This is a genomic window from Actinoalloteichus caeruleus (genome assembly GCF_049311605.1).
GTDB lineage: Bacteria > Actinomycetota > Actinomycetes > Mycobacteriales > Pseudonocardiaceae > Actinoalloteichus_B > Actinoalloteichus_B caeruleus.
Genome location: NZ_CP186005.1, coordinates 1,252,244 through 1,264,994 on the forward strand (window position 1 = coordinate 1,252,244; position 12,751 = coordinate 1,264,994).

At 72.5% G+C, this 12,751-nt stretch carries 11 protein-coding genes; 6 read left to right on the forward strand and 5 right to left on the reverse strand.

From position 1 onward, the window contains the following. Positions 1 to 114 precede the first annotated feature (114 nt). The 4 genes from ACOJVX_RS05625 to ACOJVX_RS05640 all read left to right on the forward strand — a co-directional run bounded on the left by ACOJVX_RS05625 (position 115) and on the right by ACOJVX_RS05640 (position 5,273). Positions 115 to 1,140: a 6-phosphofructokinase gene (locus tag ACOJVX_RS05625; protein WP_026418242.1), complete on the forward strand. Its 1,026-nt coding sequence runs from the start codon at positions 115 to 117 to the stop codon at positions 1,138 to 1,140. Between the two features lie 192 nt (positions 1,141 to 1,332). Next, on the forward strand, positions 1,333 to 2,709 hold the full coding sequence (locus ACOJVX_RS05630; RefSeq protein WP_026418243.1) for a class II 3-deoxy-7-phosphoheptulonate synthase: 1,377 nt from the start codon (positions 1,333 to 1,335) through the stop codon (positions 2,707 to 2,709). Between the two features lie 204 nt (positions 2,710 to 2,913). After that, a complete protein-coding gene (locus ACOJVX_RS05635) occupies positions 2,914 to 3,984 on the forward strand; it encodes a peptidoglycan recognition protein family protein (RefSeq protein ID WP_103055637.1) in 1,071 nt (356 codons plus the stop codon). A 332-nt stretch (positions 3,985 to 4,316) separates the two neighbouring features. After that, a complete protein-coding gene (locus tag ACOJVX_RS05640) occupies positions 4,317 to 5,273 on the forward strand; it encodes a glycerophosphodiester phosphodiesterase (protein ID WP_051313790.1) in 957 nt (318 codons plus the stop codon). Between the two features lie 58 nt (positions 5,274 to 5,331). Here ACOJVX_RS05640 and ACOJVX_RS05645 read toward each other — a convergent pair whose 3' ends face one another. Continuing rightward, positions 5,332 to 6,129 carry an SDR family oxidoreductase gene (locus ACOJVX_RS05645; RefSeq protein WP_248783744.1) on the reverse strand — a complete coding sequence of 266 codons (798 nt, stop codon included), beginning with the start codon at positions 6,127 to 6,129 and terminating at the stop codon, positions 5,332 to 5,334. A gap of 219 nt (positions 6,130 to 6,348) precedes the next feature. Continuing rightward, entirely contained in the window at positions 6,349 to 6,828 is a 480-nt protein-coding gene (locus ACOJVX_RS05650; protein ID WP_156038258.1) for a hypothetical protein, read from the reverse strand. A gap of 346 nt (positions 6,829 to 7,174) precedes the next feature. On the opposite strand from ACOJVX_RS05650, the gene ACOJVX_RS05655 reads away from it, so the two are divergent. Next, positions 7,175 to 8,278: a Vms1/Ankzf1 family peptidyl-tRNA hydrolase gene (locus ACOJVX_RS05655; protein WP_422647304.1), complete on the forward strand. Its 1,104-nt coding sequence runs from the start codon at positions 7,175 to 7,177 to the stop codon at positions 8,276 to 8,278. Positions 8,279 to 8,338: 60 nt separating this feature from the next. Next, complete coding sequence (locus tag ACOJVX_RS05660) at positions 8,339 to 8,533, forward strand: hypothetical protein (RefSeq protein WP_035272859.1); 195 nt, start codon at positions 8,339 to 8,341, stop codon at positions 8,531 to 8,533. Between the two features lie 156 nt (positions 8,534 to 8,689). On the opposite strand, the gene ACOJVX_RS05665 is transcribed toward ACOJVX_RS05660, so the two are convergent. The 3 genes from ACOJVX_RS05665 to ACOJVX_RS05675 form a co-directional block, all read right to left on the reverse strand. Continuing rightward, complete coding sequence (locus ACOJVX_RS05665; RefSeq protein ID WP_418153807.1) at positions 8,690 to 10,204, reverse strand: SPFH domain-containing protein; 1,515 nt, start codon at positions 10,202 to 10,204, stop codon at positions 8,690 to 8,692. 118 nt (positions 10,205 to 10,322) lie between these two features. Next, complete coding sequence (locus ACOJVX_RS05670; RefSeq protein ID WP_026418249.1) at positions 10,323 to 10,529, reverse strand: hypothetical protein; 207 nt, start codon at positions 10,527 to 10,529, stop codon at positions 10,323 to 10,325. A 92-nt stretch (positions 10,530 to 10,621) separates the two neighbouring features. Then, positions 10,622 to 12,742: a PASTA domain-containing protein gene (locus ACOJVX_RS05675; RefSeq protein ID WP_422647305.1), complete on the reverse strand. Its 2,121-nt coding sequence runs from the start codon at positions 12,740 to 12,742 to the stop codon at positions 10,622 to 10,624. Positions 12,743 to 12,751: the final 9 nt, after the last annotated feature.

The window sequence follows — 12,751 nt, forward strand, 5'->3', positions numbered from 1 at the left end:
TAGTGATGTCAGCCACGCGGTAGCAGCGTGGCCGCACAGCTTCCGGCGACGGGCGTTCGAGCAGGAGACCGGGCGGGCCCGTCGCCGGGTCTTCAAGGGAGGCGAGTCGAGCAAATGCGCATCGGGGTGCTCACCGGAGGCGGCGACTGTCCGGGCCTGAACGCGGTCATCCGGGCCGTCGTCCGCAAGGGCGTCGAGGTCCACGGGCACGACTTCGTGGGCTTCCGCAACGGGTGGAAGGGTCCGATCGAGGGGCTGACCAAACCGCTCGGGCTGGACGAGGTCGAGGACATCCTCACGAGGGGCGGCACCATCCTCGGGTCGTCCAGGACCAACCCCTACAAGGTCGACGGCGGCGTCGAGGCGATCAAGCGCACCCTGGCCGAGGAGGGGGTGGACGCGTTGATCGCCATCGGGGGCGAGGACACCCTCGGGGTCGCCAAGAAGCTCACCGACGACGGTGTGGGCGTGGTCGGCGTGCCGAAGACGATCGACAACGACCTGAACGCCACGGATTACACCTTCGGTTTCGACACCGCCGTGCACATCGCGACCGAGGCGATCGACCGGCTCCGCACCACGGCCGAGTCCCACCACCGGGCGCTCGTCGTCGAGGTGATGGGCCGGCACGCCGGGTGGATCGCCCTGCACTCGGGGCTCGCCGGCGGGGCCAACGTCATCCTGGTGCCGGAGAAGCCGTTCAACGTCGACCAGGTCGTGGGCTGGGTCGAGCGCCGCTTCGAGCGGGAGTACGCGCCCATCATCGTGGTCGCCGAGGGCGCGATGCCCGAGGGCGGCGCCGAGGTGCTCCAGACCGGCGAGAAGGACGCCTTCGGGCACGTCCGGCTCGGCGGCGTCGGTACCTGGTTGGCCGACGAGATCGCGGCCAGGACCGGTAAGGAGTCCCGGGCGGTCGTGCTGGGCCACGTCCAGCGCGGCGGCACCCCGACGGCCTACGACCGGGTGCTCGCCACCCGGTTCGGCCTCCAGGCGGTGGACGCCGCCACCGACGGCGAGTTCGGCGTGATGGTCGCGCTGCGCGGGACCGACATCGTCAGGGTGAAGCTGTCCGAGGCGACCGAGAGCCTGAAGACGGTGCCCTCGGAGCGCTACGCCGAGGCCGAGGTGTTCTTCGGCTGATCCTGAAGGGCAACTAGCCCTTTCGGGTGGTATCGCCGAGCACGGGTGGGAGAGGCGACGTGGTCGTCCGGCTTCCGCCCGTGCTCGTGGTGCCTCCCGGGCCGGTTGGGCGTGGCCGGGCTCACCGACCGTTCCCCCCACCGCCGTCTCGGTCCGGACGGGCCACCGTCGGTAGCCGCTAAGCTGGCTGCCGTGAATTGGACCGTTGACGTGCCGGTGGAGACCCTGCCCGAGCTCCCGCCGCTGTCGGCCGAGCTGCGCGACCAGCTGGACGCCGCGTTGGCCAGGCCGGCCGCCCAGCAGCCGGAGTGGCCGGATCCCGAGGCCGTCCGCCAGGTGCGGGCGGTGCTGGAGAGTGTGCCGCCCATCACGGTTGCCGCCGAGGTCGACCTGTTGCACCAGCGCCTGGCCGAGGTGGCCAGGGGCGAGGCGTTCCTGCTCCAGGGCGGCGACTGCGCCGAGACCTTCGCGGACAACACCGAACCACACATCAAGGCCAACATCCGCACCCTGCTGCAGATGGCCGTCGTCCTCACCTACGGCGCGAGCCTGCCGGTCGTGAAGGTCGGCCGCATCGCCGGCCAGTACGCCAAGCCCAGGTCCTCGCCGACCGACGCGTTGGGCCTGCCCTCCTACCGGGGTGACATCGTCAACTCGCTCCGGGCCACGCCCGAGGCCCGGGTACCCGACCCGTCCAGGATGATCCGCGCCTACGCCAACGCCGGGGCGACGATGAACCTGGTCCGCGCCCTCACCTCCGCCGGAATGGGTGACCTGCACCGGGTGCACGACTGGAACAAGGACTTCGTGCTGAACTCCCCGGCCGGCGAGCGCTACGAGGCGCTGGCCGGCGAGATCGACCGGGGACTCCGGTTCATGTCCGCCTGCGGCGTCCGGGACACCAACCTGCACACGGTGGAGGTGTTCTCCAGCCACGAGGCGCTCCTGCTGGACTACGAGCGGGCGTTGCTCCGGCTGGACAACGGCAAGCTCTACGACCTGTCCTCCCACTTCCTCTGGATCGGTGAGCGCACCCGGCAGCTCGACGGCGCGCACATCGCCCTGGCCGAGCTGCTGGCGAACCCGATCGGCCTCAAGATCGGGCCGTCCACCACGCCGGAGATGGCGGTCGAGTACGTGGAGCGGCTCGACCCGGAGAACCAGCCCGGCCGGCTCACCCTGATCAGCAGGATGGGCAGCACGAAGGTGCGGGAGGTGCTGCCCGCGATCGTGGAGAAGGTCACCGCCACCGGTCACCAGGTGATCTGGCAGTGCGACCCGATGCACGGCAACACCGTCGAGTCCGTGACCGGGTACAAGACCCGGCACTTCGATCGGGTGGTCGACGAGGTGCAGGGCTTCTTCGAGGTGCACCGCGCGCTGGGCACCTACCCCGGGGGCGTCCACATCGAGCTGACCGGCGAGGACGTGACGGAATGCCTGGGCGGTGCCCAGGACATCTCCGACTCCGACCTGGCGGGCCGGTACGAGACGGCGTGCGACCCGCGCCTGAACACCCAGCAGTCACTGGAACTCGCGTTCCTGATCGCCGAGATGCTGCGCGCCTGATCCCGTGCCCTGGCGCCGGCGGTGCGGACGCCGGCGCGGCACCGCGAGGGGTGGGCACGTCGGTCCGACACGGACCGGCGTCCCATCCCTCTTTCGTGTCTAAGCCCGTCGTGGCGCGTTTGCGGGAGCCCGCCGCTCGTCGTTGACTCTGATACCCGGGGTTCGGGACTGCTCGCCCGGACGAACGCCGTCCTGAGGAGAGTCATGGCCACACGACGTGATCTGCTGACCGGTGTGCTGCTCGGAGCGGGCGCGATGGCGCTGGGGGTACCGCGTGCCCTGGGCGCCACCGGTGGGGACGCGGCCCCACCACCCACGGCCCTGGCCGGGGTGGGTGACGGGCAGCGGGTGCCCCTCACCGAGGGCACGAGCCGGGTGGGCCTGCTCTTCGACGGGCCGCTGACCGGCACGGACGCCGGGGCCGTTCGCCCGCTCCCCTCGGGGGACTGGCGCCAGCTGGCCGTGGTGGAGGACGGGCGGGACGAGCTGCCACCCCGCACCTCCACCCTGGTGGCGGTGCCCCCGACGACCCGGTCGGTGGAGGTGCGGTTGCCCGCCGGTCACCACGCCGCGACGGTGCTGGCCTTCGAGGGCGGCGTTGAGGGGCGCGACGATCCGGTCGAGGACCTGACGCTGTCCGGGGAGGCGGGCCCGAGCCTGGGCGTGGTCAGCCGTGCCGGGTGGGGAGCGGACGAGAGCCTGCGGTTCGGCGCCGGCGGGGAGGAACTGTGGCAGCAGGAGTTCACCCGCCCGCAGGTGCTCACCGTGCACCACACCGCCATCGCGCCCTCCGCCGACCACGCCGCCGACATCCGGCACGTCTACCGGCTGCACGCCGTCAGCAACGGGTGGGGCGACATCGGCTACCACCTGTTGATCGACCCGAAGGGCCGGATCTACGAGGGACGGGTGTCCGGTACCGACGGCTTCCCCGTCTTCGACCGGGACCCCCAGCTCGGCGCGCCCCTGGCGGTGACGGCGGGCCACGTCGCCAGCTACAACAGGGGCAACGTCGGGGTCTGCCTGGTCGGGGACTTCTCCGCCTCGGCTCCCGCGCGCGACGCCGTCGACAGCCTCGTGCGGGTGCTCGCCGCCCTGTGCTCCTGGTGCTCGTTGGATCCGCTGGGCACCACGAACTGGACGGACCCGGTGACCGGCGCGGTGCGCGGGATGCCGGTGATCTCGGGTCACCGTGACTGGAAGGTGACGCAGTGCCCGGGAGATGCCTTCCTCCCGAGCTTCGACGAGTTGCGCCGCCTGGTCGCCGAGGCCTGAGACCGCCGCGCGGGAGCTCCCGCCCGGCGCGCCCTTCCGCCCGCCGAGTCCCCTCCGGCGAGTCCTGGACCGGCGTGCCCGATCCCGCCGACGGGCACGGCCAGACCCGACCACGCCCGAACGGCGCCGAGTTCGGTCCCCCGGCCGGGGGCCGGGTCCCCGTCGGGACCAGCCGGCCGGGTGCCGCCCGTGGGAGGGCGCACCCACCCGGCTCGGCGAGCACCCGCGGGAGGTGGGAGGCGATGGTCAACTGCCGGTAGGGTCGCGATCACTTTCCGGTTACCCCGGACGGTGACCATCCACCGAGACCACCGCACTCCTGGAGGGATCGCATGGCGTACTGGCTGTCCGAAGGCGACGACACCCGGCGGGACCGGGACTCCGCCGCGCCACGCCGCTCGACGGCGGGCCGTGGCGGGTTGGTCGCGGTCGCCGCGCTGGTCGGCGCGGCACTGCTCGCCCCCACCTCGGCCGCCGCAGCCGACCCGGCCCACCTCCCCGGCGGGACCGTGCCCGGCACGGCTGGCCCGGAGGTCGTCGCGCACCGGGGAGCGTCCGGGACGGCACCGGAGAACACCCTGGCCGCGATCCGCGCGGCCGACGAGATCGGCGCCGACCACGTGGAGATCGACGTCCAGCGCACCGCCGACGGGGAGATCGTGCTCATGCACGACTGCACGCTCGACCGCACCACCGACGCGGCGGACGTCTTCCCGGACCGCGACTCCTACGCCGTCGCCGACCTCACCCTGGCCGAGCTGTCCAGGCTCGACGCCGGCTCGTGGTTCGGGCCCGAGTTCGCGGGGGAGCCGGTGCCCACACTGCGGGAGGCCGTCCGCGAACTGGACCCGGGCACCGGCCTGCTGCTGGAGGTCAAGGTCTGCGAGGGAGTGGAGGGGCTGGGCGCGGACATCGCCCGCGAGCTGCGGTCGATGCCCGACTACCTGTGGAGTGCGGTGCGCGGGGACACCCTGGTCGTGCAGTCCTTCGACCACGAGCAGATGCGGGCCTTCCACCAGCGGCTCGGTGTCGTCCCGGTGGGGCTGCTCTTCGGCTCGCGTCCCAGCGAGGCCGAGCTGGTCGCGGCCAGCAGGTGGGCCGAGCAGGCCAACCCCCGCTTCCGGGACACCGATCCCGCGTTGGTCGACCGGGTCCACGAACTGGGTATGGCGATCAACGTGTGGACCGTCAACGACGAGGCGGACATGCGCACCGCCGTCTCCCACGGGGTCGACGGCGTGATCACCGACCACCCCGAGGTGCTGCTCGAGGTGCTGGGCCGGAACTGAGCCCTGACACCACACCGGCTGGCGGCCGCTGGCCGCCAGCCGGTGCCCGGGGAGCCCGTCAGCTCGGCATGATCTCCCCACCGAGCGGCGCCAGGACCTCCCCCGTGTAGAACGAGGACAGCGCGGGGGCGGCGAAGAACACGTAGGACGGCGCGATCTCGTCAGGCTGCGCGGGTCGCCCCATCGGCACCTGCCCCCCGAAGGATCCCGTGCGCTCCGAACCGAGCGTGGCCGGGATCAGCGGCGTCCACACGGGGCCGGGCGCCACGCAGTTCACCCGGATGCCCCGGTCGACCAAGGACTGGGCCATCGACCGGGTCCAGGCGTGGATGGCCCCCTTGGTGGCGGCGTAGTCGATGAGCGTCGCGTTCCCCCGCAGCCCGTTGACCGACCCGGTGTTGATGATCGCGCTGCCCTCACGCAGGTGCGGTAGCGCCGCCTTCGTGACGTGGAAGTAGCTGTGCATGTTCGTGGCGAAGGTGCGCAGCCACGCCTCGTCCGAGATCTCCTCCAGGGAGTCCACCGGCTCCTGCTCGGCCACGTTGTTCACGAGCAGGTCGAGGCCACCCAGGTGCTGGACCGTCTGCTCGACGGTCTCCCGGCAGTGCGCCGGGTCGGCCAGATCCCCGGGGAACAGCACGCAGCGGCGTCCCTCGTCGGCGACGAGCTGGCGGGTCACCTCGGCGTCGTCGTGTTCCGAGAGGTAGGCCACCGCCACGTCCGCGCCCTCCTTGGCGAAGGCCACGGCGGTCGCCCGGCCGATCCCCGAGTCGCCGCCGGTGATCAGCGCCTTGCGCCCGGCGAGCAGGCCTCGTCCCACGTAGTCGGCCATGCGGTCCCTCGGCCCGGGCTCCATCGCCTCCGAGCTGCCGGGGAAGTCCTGTTCCTGCTCTGGCTGTCCGAGTCGGCTCACCTGCCACTCCCTCCCGGTCCTCACCCGCATCGCGCGCCACACCCGTCCGGGGCGCCCGCCACGCCGGAGGACACTCGCGATGCGTTCCTCCACTTGTCCTTTCCTCGTACCCAGCGCGCCCACACCCACACCAGGGGCCCCGGGGACGGGGCGCGCCTGGCCCTACTCCTCGGGCTCGACCCGGATGGCGCCCTCCTCGGTGGCGTCCGTCCGCTGCGCGGTCCGTCCGGTGACGTCCTCGGCGGCGAACCCGTTGTCGTCGACGACGTCCCCCTGGAGCACCACGCCTTCCCGCTGGGCGGGTTCGTCCGGGAACTCGTCGTCAGGGGGGAGCTCGTCCACCTCCTCCGCCGGTGTCTCCGCGCGGCCGCGGTCGGGCGCGTCGACCGGTCCGACGTCCGGCACCTCCTCGTTGAGCCGGGCGTCCAACCCCTCCCCGGCCCGCTGCTCACTCGGCGTCGTGCCGAAGCGGTTCGCCTCCGACCAGTCCTCCGGCGGTTCCACGCCCTCCTCCAGCGGGTCGACGTCGAGGTCGTCCTCGTCGAGTTGCTCGCTGACGCTCAGCGGCTCGTCGTTGTCCGGGCCCGGTTGGTGGACGTCGGGGATCTCCTGCCACGGCTCCTCCGAAGCGCTGGCGCTCATCATGTCTCCCTCTCGTGGTTCGTCAGGTCCGCCGGGCGCGACGAGTGGTGTCCTCCCGTCCAGCCGCGTCGGCCCGTTCGCCAGCGGGGTACCCAGCGGGCGGAACTGGCACGCTCCGCGACGGCTGGCCGGGCTCGGCACCGCCGTTCGGTCGGTTCTCCCCCGCTCAGGGCCCTCCCCTCGGGGCGGGGTGTCCCGGTGGCGCGGCAACCGGGCGTGTGAGTGGCGGCCGGACGGGGTAGGCGTCGGGAAAGGGGTGTGGGTCGGACCGGCGCGGTGTCGCACCGCGAACGGACCACCCCACTCGGCAGGACGAACGGACGCCCGCGCCGAGGAGGTTGTGAACATGGAGACAGGCCTGGTTCGCGAGTTGGCACAGGCCGAGGGGCCGGTCGCGTCGGTGTACCTGGACGTCACCAGGAGCACCGAGAACGCACGTCAGGAGATCGAACTGCGGTGGCGGGAGGCCCGGGAGGAGCTGGAGGACCAACTGGCCGACAGGCCCACGATCGACGCGTTGGAGGAGGCGCTGCGCACCGCCCAGCCGGCGGTCGGCGCCGCGGGCAGGGTGCTCGTGGCGGCGGACGGCGAGGTGCTGCTGGACGAGGAGGTCAGCGAGCCGCCGGCGTTGCCCTACGCGCGGTGGTCCCCGCTGCCCCAGGTGCTGCCCGTGCTCGCCGACTCCGCCCCCGGGGCCCCGCTCGTGGTGGCGGTGGTCGACCGGATCGGCGCGGACCTGCGGCTCTACGAGCGCAACGCGACGCTGCGGGCGGAGCACACGGTGGAGGGCGAGACCCATCCCGTGCACAAGGTGCGGGGCCTGGGGTGGTCCCACCACCGGGCCCAACAGCGGGTCGAGGACACCGCCGCCCGCAACGCCGGTGAGATCGCCGAGGAGATCGACCGCCTCGTGCGCCGGAGCGGCGCCGGGCTGGTCCTCATCGCCGGCGAGGTGCGGGCCAGGAACGAGGTCCTCGCCGCGCTGCCCCCCAACAGCCAACAGCGCGCCGTCAGCACCGAGGTCGGCGGTCGAGCGGAGGGCACGGACACCGAGGCCCTGGAGGACGAGATCCGCGCACTGCTGCGGGAAAAGGTCGCCCAGGACACCCGGGACGCCCTGGAGGAGTTCCGCGCCGAGCTGGGCCGGGGGAGCGGCCGGGCACTGTCCGGGCTCCGTCCCGTGCTCACCGCGTTGCGCGAGGGCCGGATGGACACGGTCCTGCTCCGGTCCACCGGGCTGGAGCAGCGGGTGTACGTGGGCCCCGAGCACAGCCAGGTCGCGGTGGACCGGGAGGAGCTCGGTCTGCCGGAGGAGGAGGTCACCACCGAACGCGCCGACGCGGCGGTGGTCGCGGCGGCGGCGTTGACCGGCGCCCACGTGCACCTGTTCGACGAGGACGAGACGGTACCGACGGAGGTGGGAGGACTGCTTCGCTACGCGGCGCGGTGAACGACCAGCGCCCGTCTCGCTCACCGACGTGGTGAGCGACCCCGACAAGGAGGACCACTGATGCAACGGGGCAGTGACCGGCACGGACCGAAGCGGGACGAGGAGTTGAAGGCGGAGACCAGGAGCATGATGCAGGCGAACCGCCCGACGAGGGCCGAGGAGGCACTGGAGGCGGAGCCGCCCGCCGACGACGACCCCGATGCCCTGACCGAGGTGCAGCGGACCGAGCGTCCCCGGCGGGACACGTCGGAGTGAGGACCGTCGACGACGGCGACGGGCGCCCTCGGGAGGTTCCGGGGGCGCCCGCGCGTGCTGCCCAGGTGGGACCGGCCGCGCCGGCCGACCCGGGAGGCCGTCCCGCCGCTCGGGCCGGTGGCTGGGGCCACCGCCGGTGCGGGACGACCGGTGTGCTCAGGAGTCGGTGTGCCGAACCGGGCTCCGGTCCACCGGGATGTTCTGCACCGAACCGCCCGCCGTCGCGCCGTCGGAACCGACAACGGGGGTCTCGGACTTGCCGTCCTCGTCCTGCATGGCGCGCATCAGCGTGCGGGCGAGCCCGAGACCGGTGCCGCCCAGCGACAGCGCCTTCCCGAACATGTCGCCGACGCCCTCGGCGCCGTTGAGCACCACCATGTGGTCCACGTTGCCGAAGGCGGTCGCCCCGGCCTGGACGATCTCCGGCCAGTTCTCCGCGAGCTGCTGCGCGACCACGGCTTCCTGGTTCTCCGCCAGGGCGGCGGCGCGTGCCTTGATCGCCTCGGCCTCCGCGAGCCCCTTGGCCTGCGCGGCCTCGGCGTCCGCGAGGCCCTTGGCGCGGGCGGCGGCCGCCTCCGCCTCACCGGTCGCCTTCGTCGCGGCGGCCTCCGCCTCACCCCGGGCCCTGGTCGCCTCGGCCTGCGCGGCGGCGGCGGTCTTCACCCTGGTGGCGTCCGCCGCGGCGCGGAGTTCGGTCTCCTTCGCCTCGGCCTGGGCCCGCGCGATCCGCGCGTCCCGCTCGGCGTCGGCGATCGTCCTGGTCTCGTAGGCCTTGGCGTCGGCCGGCTTGCTGATCTCGGAGAGCAACCGCTGCTCGGAGAGGTTCGCCTCCAGCTCGGCCGCCCGGGTCTCCTGGACGACGACCTCCTGGCGGGCGGTGGCCTCGGCCAGCGGGCCGGACTGCCCCGACTTCGCCCTCGCCTGGTCGACCTCCGCCTGGTACCCAGCCTGCTGGATCTGGCTTTCCCGCACGGCGGCGGCCTTGCGGGCCTGGGCGGCCTGCTCCGCCTCGGTGGCCTCCTGGTCCCGCTGCGCCTCGGCGATCCTCGCGGACGCCGCGACGGCCGCGGCGTGCGGCTTGCCCAGGTTCAGGATGTAGCCCGACTCGTCGTCGATCTCCTGGATCTGGAGGGAGTCGACCACGAGGCCGAGCTTGCTCATCTCGTCCGCGGAGGACTGGCGGACGGCTCCGGTGAGCGCGTCGCGGTTGTGGATCAGGTCCTCGATGGTGAGGCCGCCGCAGATGGAACGCAGGTGACCGGCGAACAGCTCGTGGATGGTGTTGTTCATCCCGCTCTGCTGGTCCAGGAACCGCCGCGCCGCGTTGGCGATCGAGACGAAGTCGTCACCCACCTTGTAGATGACGACCGCGCGCACGGTCACCGGGAGCCCCTGCTGGGTCACGCAGGACACCTGGAGGTTGGCGCCGTGGGTGTCCAGTGACAACCGGCGCGCGGTCTGGAAACCGGGGATGACCAGGGTCCCCTTGCCCGTGATGATCTTGAATCCCATGCTGTCCGGGCGCGACTTGGTGTTCCCCCCGGTCCCGAGGCCAGAGATGATCAGCGCCTCGTTCGGCTCCGCCACCTTCCACAGCACCCGGAACAGCACGAACAGCAGCAGCAGACCGATGACGACCGCGGCCACCGAATACAGGACCTGTTCCTGCACGACTGGCTCACCCCCATGTCTCGAACGACGATTCCCTGCCGAGCGGAGCACGGCGTGGATGAGACGTGGAGCCGCGGCGATCGGTTGCCGACATCGTGGGGTGGCCGGCAGGTCACCCTCAGCCGATCGACTGCCAGGGTTCCACGTACACGTTGCGTGGTGGCTGGAAGTCGACCACGAGGACCTGGTTCCCCGGCTCGATCACCGCGTCTGGCCGCGCGGGGTAGGCGTAGAAGGCCTCCACGCCACCCCGGACGTGGATCATGACCTCACCGACCAGTCCGGGACCGATCCTGCCCGTCACCCGACCACGGTTACCGATCATGCGCTCCCTGCCTCGAAACGCCGTGTGCTCTCGGTGAGCATACGGGGTGTACCTCCTGTCAACTGCCGTTTTCCACACCGATCCGGTCTCGATCAGAAGATCGGGAAGTTGTTCAGCGTGACGGTCGACCCGGGCTCGACCCACGCCCCACCGGGCGGGGACTGCCCGAAGACCCGGCCCCGTTCCTCGCCGAACCACGAGTCGACCTCCACCGCGAAGTCGGCGTCCTCCAGGTCCCGCCGCGCCTCGTCGACACGGCGCCCGGTCACGTCCGGTACCTGGACGGCGTTGGAGACCACCACCTCGACCCGGTTGTCCTCGCCCAACAGCATCTCGGTGCCCGGGTCCGGACTGGTGCGGATGACGCGCCCGGCCTCCACGCCCTCGGCGAACTCCTCCCGCACGTCCGGTTCGAAACCGGCCGAGGTGAGGGTGTCCACGGCTTCGTCCCTGGTCTGGCCGGTGACGTCGGGGACGGGCACCGGCGGGGGACCCTTGCTCAGCACGACCCGGACCTCGCCGCCGATCGCCATCTCGGTGCCCGCCTCGGGATCGAGGCCGAGGACATCCCCGGCGGCGATCTCCTCGCTGAACTGGTCGAGGCCCTCGTCCCTCACCGGCGTCAGCCGGGCGTCCTCCACCAGCTCGTTGGCCTCGTCGAGGGAGATCCCCACCGCCACCTCGGGAACCACCGGCAGCCCCTTGGACACCAGCACCCGCACCCGGCTGCCGCGCAACGCCTCGGCGCCGCCCTCCGGACCGGTGTCGAAGACCTGGCCCAACTCCACCGAGTCGTGGAACTGGTGGTCGAGACTGGGCACGAGATCGGCTTCCTCCAGGGCCGCGACCGCGTCGGCGTGGGACATCCCCCGCAGGTCGGGAACGCTGGTCCACCGCCCGCTCCCGAACCACCACGCCGCGACGCCGATGACGAGCGCCAGGACCGTGACGATCGCCATCCAGATCACGAAGGACCGCCGGGACCGGCGGCGCTGGGTCGAGTACGGGTCCTGGACCGGGCCGCGGCGCTGACCGCCGGGGGGCGTCGGTGGGGCGGCGGGGTGGCCGGCGTGCTCCGCGCCGTGCGGACGGCCGTACTGGCCGCTCGCGTACTCGTCCCGGCTCAGCGCCCGGGTCCCCTGGGGGCCGATCGGACCGCCACCAGCCGGCCCGGGATGCGGCGGGGGAGGCGGGCCGGGCTGGGTGTGCTGACCGGCGGGAGGGGTGACGGGGATGCGTTCCGTGGGCGGGCCGTCGGGTGAGGGGGGCGCGCCACCGTCCGAGGAGGGGGTCGCCGTCGAGGTCGTCGGCGGGGGCGTCCACACGGCGGTGGGCACGGGCACGGGTACCCGCCGCACGCCCAGCGCGTCCCGCACCCGGAGCAGCTCGTCCCGGAACGCCGTCGCGTCCGCCGGTCGGCGGGCGGGATCCCGGCTGGTGGCCCGCAGGACCAGTTCGTCGAGCGCGGGCGGGATCCCGGGCACGGCCTCGCTCGGAGGCGGAACGTCGCTGTTGACGTGCCGGTAGGCCACCGACAGCGGACTGTCGCCGGTGTAGGGGGGCCGCCCCGTCAGCATCTCGTAGAGCACGATGCCCGCCGAGTAGACATCCCCCCGGGAGTCGGTGACCCCGGTCTCCACCTGTTCCGGCGAGAGGTAGGCGACGGTGCCGAGGATGGTGCTGTCGCTGGTGAGCTTCGCGTCCGACACGGCTCGCACCAGACCGAAGTCCGCGACCTTCACCGCGTCGTTCGGTCCGATGAGGATGTTCTCCGGCTTGACGTCCCGGTGCACCATCCCGGCCCCGTGGGCCGCTCCCAACGCGCTCAGCACGGGTTCCAGGACGCTCAACGCGAGGGGGACCGGGAGCTCCCCGTCCTGGCGGAGGAGTTCCCGCAGGGTGCCACCGTCGACCAGTTCCATCACGAGGAACACGTGGTCCTCGGTGGGGCTGTGGTCCACCCCCTGGTCGTGCACCGAGACGATGGCGGGGTGGTGCAGCCGCGCGGCCGCCCGCGCCTCCCGCACGAAGCGTTCGACGAAGGTCCGGTCCGCCGAGAAGCGGTGGTCCATGACCTTGATCGCCACCGGCCGCTCCAGCCGGGTGTCCACACCGCGGTAGACCACGGACATGCCACCGCGGGCCAGCACGCTCTCCACCCGGTAACGGCCCTCCAGGGTCGCCCCGGTGAGATCCACCCCCCGTTGGTTCACAACTCCCGA

Coding starts and splice junctions, on each gene's coding strand:
- ACOJVX_RS05650 (WP_156038258.1), bottom strand. CDS start 6,828: ATGAGCGCCAGCGCTTCGGAGGAGCCGTGGCAGGAGATCCCCGACGTC.
- ACOJVX_RS05625 (WP_026418242.1), top strand. CDS start 115: ATGCGCATCGGGGTGCTCACCGGAGGCGGCGACTGTCCGGGCCTGAAC.
- ACOJVX_RS05640 (WP_051313790.1), top strand. CDS start 4,317: ATGGCGTACTGGCTGTCCGAAGGCGACGACACCCGGCGGGACCGGGAC.
- ACOJVX_RS05670 (WP_026418249.1), bottom strand. CDS start 10,529: ATGATCGGTAACCGTGGTCGGGTGACGGGCAGGATCGGTCCCGGACTG.
- ACOJVX_RS05655 (WP_422647304.1), top strand. CDS start 7,175: ATGGAGACAGGCCTGGTTCGCGAGTTGGCACAGGCCGAGGGGCCGGTC.
- ACOJVX_RS05635 (WP_103055637.1), top strand. CDS start 2,914: ATGGCCACACGACGTGATCTGCTGACCGGTGTGCTGCTCGGAGCGGGC.
- ACOJVX_RS05660 (WP_035272859.1), top strand. CDS start 8,339: ATGCAACGGGGCAGTGACCGGCACGGACCGAAGCGGGACGAGGAGTTG.
- ACOJVX_RS05645 (WP_248783744.1), bottom strand. CDS start 6,129: ATGGAGCCCGGGCCGAGGGACCGCATGGCCGACTACGTGGGACGAGGC.